The 16658-nt window shown below is 69.7% G+C and carries 20 protein-coding genes; 7 read left to right on the top strand and 13 right to left on the bottom strand.

Translation table 11 applies throughout. The features are described 5' to 3' along the window. Nucleotides 1-128: 128 nt before the first annotated feature. From Aru02nite_RS34260 to Aru02nite_RS34225, 9 genes are all read right to left on the bottom strand, one after another. Entirely contained in the window at nt 129-674 is a 546-nt protein-coding gene (locus Aru02nite_RS34260; protein ID WP_203664555.1) for a hypothetical protein, read from the bottom strand. Nucleotides 675-735: 61 nt separating this feature from the next. Next, a complete protein-coding gene (locus Aru02nite_RS34255; RefSeq protein ID WP_203664554.1) occupies nt 736-999 on the bottom strand; it encodes a hypothetical protein in 264 nt (87 codons plus the stop codon). Then, entirely contained in the window at nt 996-2615 is a 1620-nt protein-coding gene (locus tag Aru02nite_RS34250; protein ID WP_203664553.1) for an FtsK/SpoIIIE domain-containing protein, read from the bottom strand. The genes Aru02nite_RS34255 and Aru02nite_RS34250 overlap by 4 nt, the downstream gene beginning before the upstream one ends. Nucleotides 2616-2844: 229 nt before the next feature. Continuing rightward, nucleotides 2845-3219: a hypothetical protein gene (locus tag Aru02nite_RS34245; protein ID WP_203664552.1), complete on the bottom strand. Its 375-nt coding sequence runs from the start codon at nt 3217-3219 to the stop codon at nt 2845-2847. Nucleotides 3220-3308: 89 nt separating this feature from the next. Further along, nucleotides 3309-3791 (bottom strand): hypothetical protein, encoded by a 483-nt coding sequence (locus tag Aru02nite_RS34240; RefSeq protein ID WP_239077129.1) that lies wholly within the window; start codon nt 3789-3791, stop codon nt 3309-3311. A gap of 239 nt (nt 3792-4030) precedes the next feature. Next, nucleotides 4031-4759: a GntR family transcriptional regulator gene (locus Aru02nite_RS34235; protein WP_203664551.1), complete on the bottom strand. Its 729-nt coding sequence runs from the start codon at nt 4757-4759 to the stop codon at nt 4031-4033. Between the two features lie 50 nt (nt 4760-4809). Next, nucleotides 4810-5073, bottom strand: a complete 264-nt coding sequence (locus Aru02nite_RS37045; RefSeq protein ID WP_373325042.1) for a helix-turn-helix domain-containing protein — start codon at nt 5071-5073, stop codon at nt 4810-4812. Continuing rightward, nucleotides 5051-5368: a hypothetical protein gene (locus tag Aru02nite_RS34230; RefSeq protein ID WP_203664550.1), complete on the bottom strand. Its 318-nt coding sequence runs from the start codon at nt 5366-5368 to the stop codon at nt 5051-5053. The genes Aru02nite_RS37045 and Aru02nite_RS34230 overlap by 23 nt, the downstream gene beginning before the upstream one ends. Nucleotides 5369-5603: 235 nt before the next feature. After that, nucleotides 5604-5906, bottom strand: coding sequence for a hypothetical protein (locus Aru02nite_RS34225; RefSeq protein ID WP_203664549.1), 303 nt, complete (start codon nt 5904-5906; stop codon nt 5604-5606). A 314-nt stretch (nt 5907-6220) separates the two neighbouring features. Between Aru02nite_RS34225 and Aru02nite_RS37040 the strand changes: the two genes are divergently transcribed. The 3 genes from Aru02nite_RS37040 to Aru02nite_RS34215 are packed head-to-tail and all read left to right on the top strand — an operon-like array spanning nt 6221 to nt 9411. Continuing rightward, nucleotides 6221-7633, top strand: a complete 1413-nt coding sequence (locus tag Aru02nite_RS37040) for a helix-turn-helix domain-containing protein (protein ID WP_239077128.1) — start codon at nt 6221-6223, stop codon at nt 7631-7633. Then, nucleotides 7630-8193, top strand: a complete 564-nt coding sequence (locus Aru02nite_RS34220; RefSeq protein ID WP_239077127.1) for a flavoprotein — start codon at nt 7630-7632, stop codon at nt 8191-8193. The genes Aru02nite_RS37040 and Aru02nite_RS34220 overlap by 4 nt, the downstream gene beginning before the upstream one ends. A 57-nt stretch (nt 8194-8250) precedes the next feature. Further along, a complete protein-coding gene (locus Aru02nite_RS34215; protein WP_203664547.1) occupies nt 8251-9411 on the top strand; it encodes a pentapeptide repeat-containing protein in 1161 nt (386 codons plus the stop codon). Between the two features lie 890 nt (nt 9412-10301). On the opposite strand, the gene Aru02nite_RS34210 is transcribed toward Aru02nite_RS34215, so the two are convergent. Next, complete coding sequence (locus Aru02nite_RS34210) at nt 10302-11072, bottom strand: CAP domain-containing protein (RefSeq protein ID WP_239077126.1); 771 nt, start codon at nt 11070-11072, stop codon at nt 10302-10304. A 207-nt stretch (nt 11073-11279) separates the two neighbouring features. Here Aru02nite_RS34210 and Aru02nite_RS34205 point away from each other — a divergent pair, with 207 nt between their 5' ends. Next, a complete protein-coding gene (locus Aru02nite_RS34205) occupies nt 11280-12656 on the top strand; it encodes a C39 family peptidase (protein ID WP_203664545.1) in 1377 nt (458 codons plus the stop codon). A 42-nt stretch (nt 12657-12698) separates the two neighbouring features. Here the strand turns inward: Aru02nite_RS34205 and Aru02nite_RS34200 are convergent, their stop codons facing one another. Further along, nucleotides 12699-12953 carry a DUF4229 domain-containing protein gene (locus Aru02nite_RS34200; RefSeq protein WP_203664544.1) on the bottom strand — a complete coding sequence of 85 codons (255 nt, stop codon included), beginning with the start codon at nt 12951-12953 and terminating at the stop codon, nt 12699-12701. 12 nt (nt 12954-12965) lie between these two features. Beyond that, a complete protein-coding gene (locus Aru02nite_RS34195; RefSeq protein WP_203664543.1) occupies nt 12966-13433 on the bottom strand; it encodes a hypothetical protein in 468 nt (155 codons plus the stop codon). A gap of 7 nt (nt 13434-13440) precedes the next feature. Between Aru02nite_RS34195 and Aru02nite_RS34190 the strand changes: the two genes are divergently transcribed. From Aru02nite_RS34190 to Aru02nite_RS34180, 3 genes are all read left to right on the top strand, one after another. Further along, entirely contained in the window at nt 13441-14277 is an 837-nt protein-coding gene (locus Aru02nite_RS34190) for an arylamine N-acetyltransferase family protein (protein WP_203664542.1), read from the top strand. Between the two features lie 122 nt (nt 14278-14399). Beyond that, nucleotides 14400-15563 (top strand): peptidoglycan recognition protein family protein, encoded by a 1164-nt coding sequence (locus tag Aru02nite_RS34185; RefSeq protein ID WP_203664541.1) that lies wholly within the window; start codon nt 14400-14402, stop codon nt 15561-15563. A 108-nt stretch (nt 15564-15671) separates the two neighbouring features. Next, the gene (locus Aru02nite_RS34180; protein WP_203664540.1) at nt 15672-15983 is read left to right on the top strand and encodes a hypothetical protein; all 312 of its coding nucleotides are present in this window, start codon (nt 15672-15674) and stop codon (nt 15981-15983) included. 45 nt (nt 15984-16028) lie between these two features. On the opposite strand, the gene Aru02nite_RS34175 is transcribed toward Aru02nite_RS34180, so the two are convergent. Beyond that, nucleotides 16029-16652 (bottom strand): hypothetical protein, encoded by a 624-nt coding sequence (locus Aru02nite_RS34175; protein ID WP_203664539.1) that lies wholly within the window; start codon nt 16650-16652, stop codon nt 16029-16031. Nucleotides 16653-16658: the final 6 nt, after the last annotated feature.

The following is a 16658-nucleotide window of genomic DNA, read 5'->3' as shown; positions in this document are numbered from 1 at the left end:
CTGTTTCGCCAGCTCGGCGGCCATGTCCTTCGCCACCGGCTGCAGCAGACGCGCCGCCCGCGACCCGGGCCGAGGAGTCTCCTCCTGACCCAGGTCCGGGAGCACGAGCGCGGTTGGCTTCACGGCTGTCATGCCGACACCTCAGTGCCGTTGACCCGCGTTACGGGGCGGGATGGGGCGACGACGCGAGCCACGGCGGGCCGAACCGGTGCCGGGGCCGGAGCCGGAACGGGTGGGGCTGGGTTGATGGTGGCCGTGGTGGTCGGCGCGTTCTCCTGTGTGGACGGATGGGTACGGGTTTCGTTGTGGGGCACCGGGTGTGGCTCCTCCTGGCCGGTGGGGAGGCTGGACAGTACGAGCTTGATCAACAGCGTGAACGCCAGGGCGGGCAGAGCGGCGAGACCCTTGGACGACCACGAGTCGCCGGCCTGGGAGATCTGCGCGGCCAGCGACAGCAGCCCGGAACCGACCAGCAACGCCACCGGGTACACGACCGACCCGCCCATCCTGCGACGGCGCCGCCATTCGAGCAGGGCCAGCGCGGGGGTGAGTTCGGAGACGACGGCGTTAGCCCAGCCGAACCACTCCGGCGTGCCGTCCGGCGCCTTCTGCATCGTCCAGTCATGCATGTGCGTGAACGAGGCGGCGCCGGCCATGAGCCCGATCGCTGCCATGATCACCAGCCGGGCCGTGCTCTCAGCTTTGCGTGTTGCGGACACGTCTCGCCCCCTCCTTCTATCTGCTGGTCGGTTGGACGGGGGTGCGGACGAAGGCGGGCGGGTCGCCGGTGATGTCCAGGGCTTCGCCCAGCAGCTTGAACACCGCCCAGGCTTCGCCGATCGACAGCGGCAGCCGGCGGTGCCCGGCCCCGACAGCGACCCATATCCGGGCGTCGGTCTCGCTGGCGTCGAGCCGGACCGTGACCGCCGTGCCGGACAGCAGGGCGCCGGGGACGCGGATGCGCCACAGTCGGGCGGCGCGTCGTTCGACGGCGGTCACTGGCCACCCCGCAGCTTGTTGAACAACTGGATCGGCAGCGGCCCGTTCCCCGCGCCGTTCCCGCCGCCGGTGCCGCCGGTGCCGCCGGTGTTGCCGGTGGTCGGAGCGCTCCGCTGGGGTGGCACCGGAGCCGGAGTGGTCGGGGCGGGTGTGGGGGTGGCGTAGCGGGCGTCCATGTCGCGGATGTGGGCGTCGGTGACGTGCGTGAAGCGGACCCGGACGGGTTCGGGCCGGTCGTCGACCAGCACGTACCCGACGCCGGGCAGGCTGGCCGGGATCTGGTCGGCCAGCGCACCGCGCTTACGGGCGCCATCGCCGAGCACCATGTCGACCTGCTCGTCCTCAGTCATCCGCAGACCCACGCGGGTCGGAAACAGGTCCCGGAACTTCACCGTCTCCTTCCGCGGGTCCTGCACCGCCGCCACGACATGCACCCCGAGCGCCCGACCCTGGGACAGCAGGACGGCAAGCGCCGCCTCGATCCGAGCCTTCAACTCCTTGTCCGTCAGGTACGCCGTGAGCGCGGCCAGCTCGTCCACCAGGACGACGATCGTCGGATCCTGCCGAGACGGAGCGTGCTGCCGAACCACCCCGGCGAGGCGGGCCTGCCGCTGCCGCATCACCTCAACCGCCGCATCCAGCACGTCGGCCATCTCCGTCAGGCTCGTGAAGGCGAACCGGGAGAACAGCCGCCGGCCCATCGCCAGCTCCATGCCGCCCTTCGGATCGATCGCCCACACCTGCACCCACCCCGACCGGATCCCGCCCGCCAGTGCCCGCAGCAGCGACCAGATGACCGACCCCTTTCCCGACCCCGTCGCCCCGGCGATCAGGACGTGCGTCTGGGTGAGGACGAGGTTCAGCCACGTGCTGTCTTCCCGGATCCCAACAGGCAGCCCGGACAGGTCCGGCGTCGCCGGGATGTGCTCAGCGCCGATCGCAGGGACGGCATACGCGAGCAGGTCACCGCGCACGAACACCAACGTCATCTCACCCGGCACGTCCCGGCCGAATCGGCGACGGTCCCACCACGCCAGCACACGGCCGAGGCGACCGGTACGGGCTTTGGGCATGACGTTGATCCGGCCGGAGAACACCCGGCACAGGCGCGTGCCGAACGAGTACGCCAGCTCCGCGGACTTCTTCGTCCAGTGCTCCGGGGTCTGGCCGCGCAGCAGCCGGACCCGCACCACATCACCCGCCGGGGAAGACTTGACCGACAGCATCGGCGGCCAGTGCTGCACCGACCCGTACGACACCGCCAGACCGCTACCCCGCATCGTGGACTCCCAACCACGCCGGTACAGCCACCACCGACGCCAGCGGGACAACCACGGCCACTTCACCCACACGCCGAACGAATCCCGGTGCCCGATCCGCCAGCCCGACAGGCCCGCGGCAATCAGCACGGCGAGGATCGGGACGGTCTCCCAGCCCGCCTTGACCGCCAGCACGACCAGCAGCACCGCCGGGCCGGTCATCCGCCAGTACCGCAGCACCAGCCACACCAGACGGCCGAGCTGGCGGAACAGAAGACCCACCAGCAGCGCCCACCGCGGCACACCGAACACCGCACGCTTGTACTCGACCAGTTGCGCCTCACGACGAACACCCATCACACGTCACCCCCGACCAGACGCAGCCGGTACGACGGGCAGCGGCCAAGGTCGCCCCACGGCGTGAAGTGCTTCCGCGGCGAACCGCAGAACGGGCACGGGCCAACGCTGTTGCCGCCATCGGAGATCCGGCACCAGCCCACCGGGCCGTGATCGGTCTCGAACACCTCGATCGCTTGACGGCCGCACGTGCACAACTCGCCCGGCCGACCCCACCGAACGCCGTCGTTCATCGCGCACCCCCGACCGCAGTCGTGGTCTGGAACAGCGCGGGCTGTACGACCGTCACCCGCACGCGGGCCGCGGTTCGGTTGCGCCGCACCGGCTGTACGGGCGACGAGGCCGGAACGTGGAACGTCATCGTGGGCAGCCACCGCCCGCGGCCGAAGACCGGGGCCACGTCCTCCGGCCGGGACACGAGGCCGAGGACCGATCGGGGGTCGACGTGCCGGTACCGAGAGATCGTCCGGGCCAGCGCGGACGCCGCGCCAGCGATCTCCACCAGCGCCGCCGCCCGTGCCTCCGCGCTCTCGGCGGAGCAGTACGCCGTGCGGATCCCGGCCAGCGCAGGGCAGGCCAAAGCCGCGACATCATGCCGTGTCATGCTCGTGTACTCCTGTGTGATCAGGAGAAGCGCGGGGCGGTCAGCCGCCAAGCACGAGCCGCCCCGCGCCTCCCACAAGGGGTGAGGGGTCAGGCCGCCGAGTCTGAGGCGACCGGTACGGCGATCTCGCGCGGCTCCACGATCCCGGTCGCGCGAAACGAGAACGTCTGCTGCGCCTTGCACTTGTGCTGCCGGCCGTCCTGCGGCGCCCGGCACTTCTTGTCATCCACATACGGCGTGAACTGCAAGCCCTCGAACTCGATGACCGGCGGGTACCCCGGGATCTTCGATGCCGGCGGCACCGGCTGATGCTCCGCCAACACCTTCACCTTGAGCTGAGCATTCCGCCCGAACTTCGCAGCGTCCGGGTCCAGATCCATCACCGTCACCGACCACACCCGCTGTCCGGTCTGCTTGTCCCGCGCCTGGTCGTCAGCCTGACCCCGCTTCTCGAAGTCCGTCTCCGCCTGCACACCGAGAAACAGCACCCGGTTCGGGAACGCCACCTCAGACGGAATCTCAACCCGCAGACCCATGGGGATTGCCATCTCCGCACTACCTTCCTGAGACATAAGCACTGAGATGTTCAGCGCTTAACCAATGAAGTTGCCTCAAGATTAGAGCCGACAACCTATACATGCAAGTCATCTGGCTTCGACATGTGAGACCTGGATCACTGTCGAATGGGGCGAGCATGGGCGATGGTGCACCGCGGGGAGGTCCACAAGATCATCAACGGGCGCAAGGTCGACGGCACACGAAGAAGGGCGCCGACCGGGTTGGCCAGCGCCCTTGGGGCGACGTCAGTTCGTCAGCTCGTCAAGCCGTACGTGTCGGTCAGCTCGTGGAGCGAGCCAGGTAGGACGACCTCCAGCGCCACCAGCGCCGAGCCGTCCGGCGCGTACGCCGTGATCAGCAGCCAGAGCACCGCGCTCGCGGTCTCCATCTTCAGCCGCTCCGCCTCTTCGTCGGTGGGGAGCCGTGCAGTCACGCTCTCGATCACGAAGTCGAACCGGGTTCGCCGCGCCGCTTCGATCCGCGTCCGTAAGCTTCCTGCCATCGGTTCCGGACTGTCCAAGCCGGCCTCAATGGCAACCTGCACCGGCATGTACGCGGTGGACAGCGCGATCGGCCCGTCCTCGCCGGTGATGAGCCGCCGCCGAGCGAACACGGCGCTGTGCTCCTTGACCTTGAGCACCGACGCGATCCGCGGCGAAGCGAGAATGGCGTCCACGCCCAACAGTTCGCTGGCGGCCTCATCGGCGCTCAACAGGTTGTCGATGTACTCGGGTGCGCCGCGTCGGGATGCACTTGGCCGGCCGCGGACCACGTAGCCCTTACCCTGGCGGCCCTCGATGTGGCCGTCCTGCTTGAGGATGTTCAGTGCGCGTACCGCGGTCTGTTGGGAGACGCCGAACTCCGTCGCCAGTTGCGACTGACTCGGCAGCAATGTCCCCGGCTGGTACGTACCGTCTTCAATGCGACGCTGAAGCGCCGACACGATCTCGGCGTACTTGCTCAGTCGTGGTTCGTACGCCATCACTCATCGACCCCATGCCGTCTCACTCGGCTACCTGATTAATCAAGAGCTTAATGCCTAAGAGGCAGAGTAGAAGAGTCAGGTCGAAAAGTCATCCGGGCGCCCCTGCGGGCTCCGCCACGGGATCGCAGCCGTACACCCGCCTCACAGAGCAGCGACCGCACGAACCAGTACGAGCGCCCAGTACTCGCAGCCAGCGCGCGCAGGGACTCGCCCGCCAGGTAACGGCGCGTCAGTTCACGGGTCATGGCCTTGCGTTCCAGACCGACAACCGGTCGGCCGGGCGTCGACTCACCGGGCACGATCGCGTCCACCTCCGCAGCGGCGTACGCCAGGGTTGCCGCACACGATGATGCCGTCCTTGTACGCCGCGACGTGGTCACGATGGCGGACCCGCTTGCCGTGTTGATCGAGTTCCCATCCTGTCAACGCCAACCATGCCGAGTCGACGGCGGTGTGCCCTTGCCGTTCGTCCACTGTGGACGGTTCAGCATTGGCGGTAATCAACAGCCGGATCGGACTGTTGACGAACTGGGGCGATGCCTTGTCTGTCAGGTACACGACCTGTCCGGGCACCGGCACGAACGAACCGACCGAGATCGTTGCCACCGAGGCACCTCCGTGTCGTTGAATGGCACCGAGCCGGGCGGGCCTGGTTGCGCGCTGGGGAGCCACGCGTGGGGGACGCCAGCGCCCGGCCCGGTGCCGGTCTCATTGCGGGAGCAGGACGGACGCAGGGGCACCCTCGCGCCCTGGGTACGACAGGGCGGCGTCACCGCGCCCGTCCTGCCCCGTACCCGGCCGGCGATGACGGTCGCCCATGAGGCGCGCCGGCCGGGAGTCCTCATCTCAGATCGGCCCAGCCGTCGCCGAGATCGGCTTCGAGGACCAGGCCGAGGCCGTCCGCGGCCGGGATACTGCCCTCCACCGCGGCCGACAGGCAGGCCGAGATGCCGAGCGCATCGCCGGCCGGCAGCCGTGCCATGGATCCGGTCGGCATGTGCAGCGCCACCACGCCACTCGCCGGGTACGCGACCACGGTGGCGACCGCAACGCCGGTCGGCATCATGTCGACGGCCCGCCGCACGCGGTACCAGTGGGACTCGGAGTGGGGCTGCGTCGGCTCGGACGCGTACAAGCCGGTCATGCCGCGTGCCTTGTCGGCGCGGCACAGTCGGGGCACGGCAGCCTCTCCCACCGCGAGGCCCCTTCCCGCTCGACCAGACCGACGAGCGCGAGTCGCGCGGTGAAGTACTTCCATCCCCGCCCATCGCAGGAGCGGCACACCCGTGGTTGCTTGGTCCCCGTCATGACACCAACATTCGGGCCAGCGAGGCGCGGATCCCATATCACCGGGTGTTCCCACGGTGGGAACGATCGAGGTTCCGGCGGCAAGATCGGCGGCCTAAGCTGGGCTCGAACCACGCAACGAGACAACACGACTACCGGGGAGCCGATCGGGTGGCGGTCCGCGCATGGGAGCCCGTCCGGGTGCCACCAGGGTTCTGGGGCCGCCCGGAGGTCACCGATGCCCTCGCAGACCGCGACATTGGCGCCCTGATCCGCCTCGTACGCCAGCACACCGGGGCCAGTCAGAACCGCATCGCCGTGCAGCTCGACCTCACCCAGGGACGGGTGAGCGAGATCGTCAACGGCCATCGCCGCGTGGAAAACATCGACGTCCTGTTACGACTCGCGGAACGCCTCGACATGCCGAACGAGGCCCGCTTCCTGCTCGGCTTGGCCCCTCGAACTGACGAGCCGCTCACACCAACCCGCCCAACACGAGCGCCCTCAGCGTCGACCGAGGTCTCCTGGGATCAGGTCCTTGACGCCAATCCGACCACCGGGGGGCGGGAAGCGATGCGCCGCCGTGAGCTGCTGGGTACGGCCGCCGGCCTCGCCCTGGCGGCCCCTGCGCTCGCCGCCGCTCTCACCACGTACTCGACGTTCGGCGCCGGTCGGAAGCTGGACCAGGTGCCCGACCTTGGTGCGTTGCGCGTCGCGGTCAGCAACGCCAAGCGCCAGTACCAGGCGTGCCAGTACGGCGAAGTGAGCGCGATCCTGCCCGCGTTGCTGTCCACGCTGCGGGTGGCGATCGACCAGCTCGACGGCGACCAGCGACGCGACGCCCTCGTACTCTCCGCCGAGGCGCACCACGTCGCAGCGAGCATCCTGCTCAAACTCGGAGACGCCGGGCTCGCCGGAGTCGCGGCCGAACGCAGCATGACCGCCGCCGAATCCAGCGGCAGCCCACTCGCGATCGGATCCGGTGCCCGCATCATCACGCACACGCTGATGAGTTCCGGCCACACCAACCGGGCCGCCACCTTCGCCGCCGAAGCGGCTGCATCGATGCAGCACGTCGACGGCATGGACGATCCGCGGATGCTGTCGCTGTACGGCTCGCTGCTGTTGCGAGGCGCGTCGGCCGCCGCCAACGACAGCGACCGTGACACCGCGCTCGACCTGCTTACCGAGGCCGACGATGCAGGACGCCGGCTCGGCGGAGACCACAACTACCAGTGGACCGCGTTCGGCCCGACCAACGTCCTCCTGCACCGGGTGAACCTCGCCGTAAAGCTCGGCGACGCCGGCGCCGCGGTCTCGTACGCCCGCAAGATCGACCCGTCCGTCATCGACGTGACCGAACGCCGCGTAACGCTCTGCATCGACGTCGCCAAGGCGTTCGTTCAATGGGGCAAGTACGACCGCGCCTATCTCGCCCTCCGCAACGCCGAATCCGTTGCGCCACAGGAGATCGCCCGTCGACCTGCCGTGCTCAGGCTTGCCGACGATCTCGCCAGCTCCGCACCAGCCAGCGTCGCCGCGAACGTCCGCGAACTCACCGAACGCGTCAGGAGAACCACGTGACCGACAGCCCCGCCCTGTGGATCGTCACGTGCGGAGCCGGCCCCGCCCCGTACGTCGGCCGCCTCATCACCGAGGCCAAAGACCGCGGATGGCGCCCCTACCTGATCGCCACGCCGTCAGCCGTGCCATTCCTCGACCTAGACGAACTGGCGAGCCTGACCGGTGCGCCGGTCCGCCACTCCCACCGCCCACCGGACAACCAGCGTTCCGGACCTCGCCCGAAGGCCGACGCGTTGATCGTCGCTCCCGCTACGTACAACACGATCAACAAGTGGGCCAACGGCATCGCCGACACGTACGCCCTCGACATCCTCGCCGAGGCCATCGGCAACGACATCCCAATCGTCGTACTCCCCTTCGTGAACGCCAGCCTCGCGTCACGTGCCCCGTTCCGTCGCAGCGTCGACCAGCTCCGCGCCGAAGGCGTCCACATCATGCTCGGCCCAGGCGAGTGGCAACCCCACCCGCCTGGCACCGGATCAGAACGTCTCAGCCAATTCCCTTGGTCCCGAGCGCTTGCGCACGTCGAAGAGGCGACTTGGCCCCACGTCAAGTCGTAGTCAGAGCCGGGCTGCCCAGAGCCGCAAACGCTGGTCGACGTCCGCTACAACACAGGCATGACGTCGAAGCCTAGATCGATGCCGTACCGCGGCACCCGAAAGCTTCTGGCCTTGGCAAAAGCCGTGGCGCCTCGACCGAACTGGGTGCTGCTACCAAAGTCGGACCGCGGTCGTCGGCCCTTGAGACTGCGGTTCGGCGCGCAACTCGCGCTGTTCGTCCTGCTCGGCGCGGGCGTCCTGGTCGGGTCGGGCTGGCTGCTGCTCCACGGACTTGGGGGAGCACTGCATCTGGGCAACCTGGGGGCCAGCGAACAACTGGACATCGTCAAGATCGCCATGTCCGTGGTCGCCGGAGTCGGCGCGGTCATCGCCTTGACTGTCGCGTACCGCAAGCAGCAACTTGGCGAAGCATCCGAAGCGCGCGCTGAGGCTACCCATCACCGCGAAGAAATCAAACTCTTCACCGAGCGTTTCGGAGCCTGTGTCGCCCAACTCGGCAACGACAGCCCCGCCGTACGCCTAGGCGGGGCGTACGCGCTTGCCCACCTCGCCGACGACTGGGAATCCGGCCGCCAAACCTGCATCGACGTACTCTGTGCCCAACTTCGCATGCCTTGCGCCGCCGACCAACCGGACGAGCCCGACACACACGCGGCCTTTCTCTCTCAACGCGAGGTCCGCCACACCATGTGGCGCCTCATCGGAAACCACCTCCGACCCGGGGCTTCTCGGCAGTCATGGTGTGGTCATGACTTCGACTTCTCCGGCGCACTTGTAGATGGGGCGGACCTTCGTGGCGCAGTCTTCTCGTCAGGATCCGTCAGCTTCGTGGCCGCTACCTTCTCCGATGGTGTTGTTGACCTCCGTGATGCAGTGTTCTGCGGCGCTGACGTCATGTTTTCGGGCGCGCGATTCTGTGGAGGGATAATCAACGCCACTGATGCAACCTTCTCCGCGGGGAATGTTGAGTTCTTATACACGCAAGTCATCTCCGGAGCAATCAAGTTCGATGGCGCGAGATTCATCGGCGCCGCCGTGCAATTTCCATTCACCCAGTTATTAGGTGGAGAAGTTGACTTCTCCCAGTCGCACATTACTGCCGGGTCGATCGATTTCGCAGCCGTCGACTTTCGCGGCGGTACTGTTGACTTCTCTTTCGCATCGATCGATGGCGGCGTTGCCACCTTAGTCAGTCAAGTTTTTATAGCGGCATTCTAAGCTTTGACGTCACCGAATTCTCAGGAGGAGAAGTTGACTTCCTCGGCGCCGCGTTCCACGGAGGTCGAGTTACCTTTAAATCGGCAAAGTTCTCCGGCGGAACGGTAAGTATCGATTCTCCACGGGACTATAGTGTGCCGCCACTGTTCGATCCTTGGGAGGAGCCACATATTCCCCCCACCGGCGTCCTATTGCCCACGCAGCACGCGAATCAGTCCAGCGATGAGCGAGAGTCGTCAACCGCCTCACCGCCCGACCCGTTTGAGCAATGACCAGCACACTGGCACCAGACTCTTGACGCCCGAGCGTCGAGCATCTGCGCCATAGGTCACCCATGCGCAGTGCGACGACTGCCGAATTGGTCTCTACTGGATCAAGGCGCCGCGCAAGCGCGGCGCGGCGCCGGCCCGGCGGCGGTAAGGTCCGGCCCCTTCGGCTGGCGCCTACGGGGCCGGAGCGCCGCCGCCGAACCGGCGCCTGGCCGAGCTGCCCGAGGGCCAGGACCACGAGACCGATTCGGGCTGCTGCCCACGATCGCCCTGCATGGTCGCCCTTGGCCTGTGCTTCCGGGCGATCGACGCCGAGGCGGCCCAACCCCGGGGCCACCTCGGCACCGGAAGCCGGTGGTCGTGGTCCACGGCGGCCAGCCGCACCGCAGAAGCGCCGCCGCCCGTACGCGCGCAGCACTGCGCCCTCCGTCGAACCTGCCGACGAAGGGCGCAGAGGAACTGTCCACTGTGGACTAGCGGGGCCGGCTCTGGGCCGTCTGGGCCGTGGCCGGGCCGTACTGGAGGGACTTGCGACGACCAGTGATGACCATCGATGACCGGTGTTTTACCTGGTCAGAGACAGTAGAACGGCTGCGGCCTGGGACGGCGCGCCAGCGGCGGTTACTTGTACCCAAAGAGTTGGGTCCAGTAGTAGTGGTACTTCCCGCCGGTGGCGAAGCCGATGCCGCTGGCGTGCGAGGCGCAGTTGAGGATGTTGGCGCGGTGGCCGGGGCTGGCGAGCCAGGCCCGTACGACGGCCGCGGGGGTGGCCTGGCCGGCGGCGATGTTCTCGGCGCTCGGGTCGGTGTACCCGACGGCCTTGGCGCGGTCCCAGGGGGTGACGCCGTCGGGCGAGGTGTGGTCGAAGTAGTTGCGGGTGGCCATGTCGTCGCTGTGCGCGCGGGCGGCGGCGGCGAGGCGCGAGTCGTACCGGAGGGGGCCGCACTTGGCCTTGGCGCGGGCGGCGTTGATCTCGCGCGCGACCTCCTTCTCGTACCCGGCGGCGCTCTCGACGGGGCGGCTGGACGCCGGGCCGGACGGGGACGCGGAGCCGCTGGCGGAGGGGGACGCGCTCGGCGGCGCCGGCACCGGGGTGCGTGTGGCGTTGCGGCTGGAGCGCGCCGGCGCCGTGTGGTCGTCGCCGAACGTGATCATCGCGTGCGGGTGGTGCTGCACCCAGCGCACGCCGTACAGGGCGGCGCCGGGGACGGTGATGGCGAGCAGGACGACGACGGCGATGGCGAGGGGCCGGCCGCGGCGCCGGGTTGGTCGGTGACGTCCCGGTCCGCCGGGGCCCGACCCGTCCGGTACGTACTCGGATCCGGTTTCCTGGGGCGAATGCGGGGTCTGCGGTGTCTCGTCGTTCCGCTGTCGTCGGCGTGCCCCGCGCATCGGCCCACCGTACAGACCGGCCGTCACGCTGTGCAGCCCCGGCGTGGTCCGCGCCACGCATAACGAGAAATCCTCCATTGGGCCGAGGTGCTGGCGAAACTTCCTGCCCAGGGGGATAGTGGCTCGCGTCGTGCATCTCCCGCGCGTACCGGACGCCTGAGCCGCCGGTACGCGCCGCACCGCCCACCCACGACCACGGGAGCACCGATGACACGTACCCCTTCGCTCAGCCGGAGAGCCCTCCTCGGCGGCGCCGCCGCGGTCGGTGGCGCGCTCGTCGTACCGGGTGCCGCGCTCGCCGGCGCCGCGCCGGCGTTCGCGGACGGCGCGGCGGACGTGCCGATCAACTACCACGCGTACACCCGGCCCGGTGACTGGTTCGCCGGCCACGCCGACGGCGCCGCGGTACGTGCCGGCCGCCGCGCCGGTGTCTACCTGGCCCGGCCCGCCGGCACCACCGCGTACACCGACCCGCACACCAACACCACCCGGCGGTACGAGTACGCGACGTGGACGTCGCCGGTGTACCGCCTCGGCTTCGGCGCCACCGAACTCGTCGCCTCCTGGAACGCCGACGCCCCCGAGGGCACGTGGATCCAGGTCGAGATGCAGGGCAGCTACACCGACGGCAAGACCACCCCCTGGTACGTGATGGGGCGGTGGACGGCGGGCGACGGCGACGCCGACATCCGCCGTACGTCGCTGGACGGCCAGGGCGACGACTACTCCGGCGTGTACACCGACACGTTCCAGGTGGACTCGGACGACGCGGCGAACGGCATCGCGCTCACCTCGTACCAGCTGCGCCTGACGCTGTACCGGACGGCGGGCAGCCGGCAGACGCCGTTCGTGTACCGGCTGGGCGCGTTCGCCTCGAACGTGCCGGACCGGTTCGACGTGCCGGCGTCCACGCCGGGGCTCACGCACGCCGTCGAGCTGCCCGTGCCGCGGTTCTCCCAGGACATCCACGCCGGCCAGTACCCGGAGTACGACAACGGCGGCGAGGCGTGGTGCTCACCCACCTCGACCACCATGGTCCTGTACTACTGGGGCAAGAAGCCCACCGCGCGCCAGCTCGCCTGGGTCGACCCGAGCTACGCCGACCCGCAGGTCGACCAGGGCGCCCGCTACACCTACGACTACCAGTACGAGGGCTGCGGGAACTGGCCGTTCAACGCCGCGTACGCCGCGACGTACGGCGGGCTGGACACGATCGTCACGCAGATCCGTTCGCTGAACGAGGCGGAGCGGCTCGTCGCCCGCGGCATCCCGGTGGTCTGCTCGGTGTCCTTCTACGCCAGCGAACTCGACGGCGCCGGCTACAACACGTCAGGCCACCTGCTCGTCATCGTGGGCTTCACCGCCGACGGCGACGTGATCGTCAACGACCCGGCGTCCGCCGACGACGACGCGGTACGGCACGTGTACAAGCGGCACCAGTTCGAGACGATCTGGCTGCGTACCAAGCGGCACCTGTCGAACGGGAAGATCGGCTCCGGCTCCGGCGGCGTCGCCTACCTGTACAAGCCGGTCGACCTGCCCTGGCCGACCGTCACCGACCACCGCAACCCGAACTGGGCCTGACCACCGCCGGGGTGTCCGGAGCAGTCCGGACACCCCGCGCGCTCAGGCGCGGTCGTCGTCGCCGGACAACGCGGCGCGCAGCTTCTTCTTCTCGTCCTTGCGCTTCCGCATCGAGTCGTCGATCTTCTCCGCCATCTGCTCGCGCCACCGCTTGAGCAGGAAGTACGACAGCGGCATGGAGACGAGCAGGGCGATCATCAGGTCGAGGAACAGGTTGAGGCGGAACGGAAGCAGCGCCGCCGCGATGACCACGAACAGGCCGACCCGACCCAGGGTGTACTTGATCGCAGGGCTCACGACACGTTCTCCTCACTCGGCCCAGCGGATGCCGTAGAACCAGACAGGTGCGTACGCCAGGACGGCGACGGTGGCGGCGACCGAGCCGGTCACCAGCGAGGGCAGACCCGGCGCGAGCCAGGCCATCCCGTACCCGGCGGCGAGGCCGACGAGCAGCGCCACGAGGGCGGCGAGCAGCCCGATCTTGGCGCGGGAGCGGGTGCCGCGCCAGGCGCGGAAGTCCTCGACGAACAGCCAGACCGCGAGGACGGCGACGAGCCAGCCGCGCGACGACCCGACGGCACCGATGCCGACCAGCGAACTCAGCACGTCGATGACGGTCAGCGCGACGAACGCGACGACCAGCCACACGACCGCGGCCACGACGAACTCGCCGAACCGGGCCACCCGCCCGTCCGGATCGCGCCGCGGAAACGTCGCCCGCGCCATCACCACCTCCACCCCCGCCGAGCGTACGTGGTCGCGCGGGGCGGGCATCATCGGCGGCATGATCGACGTGACCGGGTACCTGGAGCGGATCGGGTACCGCGGCCCGGTCCGGCCCGATACCGACACGCTCGTGGCGCTGCACCGCGCGCACCTGGCGACCGTGCCGTACGAGAACATCGACATCCAGCTGGGTCGGCCGGTCTCGCTGGATCCGGCGGCGCTGGCCGACAAGATCGTCCGGCGACGGCGCGGCGGCTTCTGTTTCGAACTGAACGGCGCGTTCGGGTTGCTGTTGAGCCAACTCGGCTTCACCGTCCGGTACGTCCGGTCCGCGGTGAACGTCGAGCGGGACGGCCCCGCGGCCTGGGGCAACCACCTCGCGCTGCTCGTCGCGACCGGCCCGGACGACTGGATGCTCGCCGACGTCGGCTTCGGCGACGGGTTCCTGGCCCCGCTGCCGCTCGCCATCGGCACGTACCCGCAGGGTCCGCTGACGTACCAGGTGCGGCGGGACCTGTCCGGCACGTGGCGGATGGTGCACCACCCGACCGGCACCGCCCCGGGGTACGAGTTCCGGACGGATCCGTTGGCGCTCAACGACTTCGCGGACCGCTGCGCCGAGCTGGCCACCGCGCCGTCCTCGTCGTACGTGCAGACGCTGGTGGTGCAGCAGCCGCACCACGACCACTCGATGAGCCTGCGCGCGCGGTCGCTGGTGCGCCGCTCCCCGGACGCCATCGAGACCCGAACGCTGGCCGACCGGGACGAGCTGGCCGCGGCGCTCGCCGACTTCGGCGTACCGGTGGACGCGCTCGGTGGGGATGCGGTCGACGCACTGTGGCGGCGGGCCGACGAGCAGCATCGTGCCTGGCTGAGCGCCCGCGGGCGGATCTGACAGGTCACGATTCGGCTGCGTAACTCGACCGGTTGGGGGCTGTTGCGGCGCCGGTGTTGGCAATATTCTCCGTTGTCGACATCGCATCCCGCACATCTATGCCAGTGCCGGAAGGGATTCACATGACCGGATTCCAGGGTCCGCTCAGCCGCCGCGGCGTCCTGCGCGCCGGCATCGGTACCGCGGCAGCCGCGGGCGCCGCCGGGCTCGGGCTCACCGCCCTCGGCAGCCCCGCGTACGCCGACGGTGCCGGTGCCGCGCCCGAGACGACGAAGATCCCGTGGATCATCGACACCGCGAGCTGGGGCGCCCGGCCGGTACCGGACAGCGACCTGACGATCCTCAAGGGCACCACCCGCAAGATCGTCGTGCACCACATGGCGTTCCCGAACGTCACGGACTACTCGGAGGAGCACGCCAAGCAGCTCGCCCGCGACTGCCAGGCGCTGCACATGGACGGCAACGGCTGGGCCGACACCGGACAGCACTTCACCGTCAGCCGCGGCGGGTACGTGCTGGAGGGCCGGCACGAGTCGCTGCCGTCCCTCGAACTCGGCACCCAGCAGGTGCAGGGCGCGCACTGCGTCGGCGAGAACACCCAGTCCATCGGCATCGAGAACGAGGGCACGTACGTCACCGAGACGCCCCCGCCCGCGCTGCTCGCCTCCCTGGTACGGCTCTGCACCACCATCTGCCGCCAGTACGGGATCCACGCCTGGAACATGTTCGGCCACTGGGACTGGAACAACACCGACTGCCCCGGCATCGCCTTCTACCGCGAGTTCCCGAAGCTGCGGCTCGCCGTCGCGCGCGCCTGCGGCGAACGGCTGCGCGACGTGCCGGCCCGCACCTGGCCGGACATCTTCACCTCCAGCGCCGGCTCCACCGTCACCACCCTCCAGTACCTGCTGGCCGCGCAGGGGTACGCGGTGACGCCGAACGCGACGTTCGGCGCCGCCACGAAGGCCGCCGTCCAGGACTTCCAGGCGAAGCACGGCTTCGAGGTCGCCAGCGACGGCACCGTCACCCAGCCCACGTGGGAGGCGCTCGCGCCGCGGCTGACCCCGGGTTCCACCGGCGACCCGGTCAAGGCCGCGCAGAGCATCCTCGCGCACAAGGGCTACGACCTCACCGTGACCGGGGAGTACGACGCGGCCACCGTGCAGGCCGTCCGCGCCATGCAGCGCCTGCACCACCTGCCCGCCACCGGCGTCGCCGACACCACCACCTGGTGCGCGATCCTCGGCGGCATCGTGCGCGCGGAGTTCCTCGAACTCCCCGCCTGAGTCCTTCCTCCTCCCCCCAACGGCCGTGGCGTCCACAACGATGTGGACGCCACGGTCGTGTCCGGGACGAACGACCCAGCCGGTACGCGCCGTCGCTATGATGCCGCCGTGCGCGTCTCCGTACTCAGCACCCTGTGCTGCCTGTTCGTGGTACTCGTCGTGGTCGGTGGCATCGTCCTGACCGTCGTGCTCGTCTCGCGCAACGGCAAGAAGAAGACCGCACCACCGCAGGGCCAGGCCGGCCCGCCCGCGCCGTACCGGGGCCCGCCGGCCGGGTACGGTCAGCCGCCCGCCCCGCAGTACGGGCCGCCCCAGTCCGGGCCGGCCGCGTCGGGACCGCCCGGTGGGTACGGCGCGCCGTACGGCGACGAGGCGTCCCCGTTCGGCCGGGCGTACGGGGACGACACCGACCGGCGGTGAACCCGCCCGCGGCGCGATGCGTCGAAGTGTTCGGGGCGCGCCGCGTCAGCTGAAGACGGACTGCGGTTCGGCGCGACGCTCCGCCTGGGTGTGCGCCGGACCGAAGTCGCGGACCGTGCCGTACGCCTCGTCGCGCTGCACCGGGGTGCCGCCCGCGTCCCAGATCAGCTCGGCCCAGTGGTCGGCGTCGAACCCGTCCGCCGGTACGAGCAGGTCGGCGGCGCCGAAGTCGAGCAGCAGCTGCGCGGTCGACTCGGGGTGGGTGGCGAGGTCGACGCCGAGCACGGTGTCGGCCGGCAGCAGCAGCCGGGCCACCGCGAACAGCTTCAGCATCTCGGCCGGCGACGCGGTGTGGTCGAGGTCGTCGGGGTCGGTCCGCACCGGCACCACGACCTGCCCGCGCAGCGCGAGCAGCGCGGCGACCCGGTCGGCGGGCGCCTGCCCCGCCGCGTACGCCCAGGTGGTGACGCCGGGGAGGGTGGCAGGATCGGCGGTCGGCACGAACGTGGTCACGACACCGGAGCGCGCGCCGCGCACCCGGTGCGCGAGACCGCCCAGCCAGGACAGGTCGTCGTGGCCGAGCAGGGCGACACCGTCGTCGGCGGTCAGCGGTGCGCCGGTGGCGACCGCCGCCTCGATCCGGTCCCGGAACCCGTTCGGGTCTGCCATCGCTGA

The organism is Actinocatenispora rupis (assembly GCF_016861975.1).
GTDB classification, from domain to species: Bacteria; Actinomycetota; Actinomycetes; order Mycobacteriales; family Micromonosporaceae; genus Actinocatenispora; species Actinocatenispora rupis.
The sequence above is the reverse complement of the archived record's forward strand: the minus strand, read 5'-3'. Positions and strand labels throughout refer to the sequence as shown.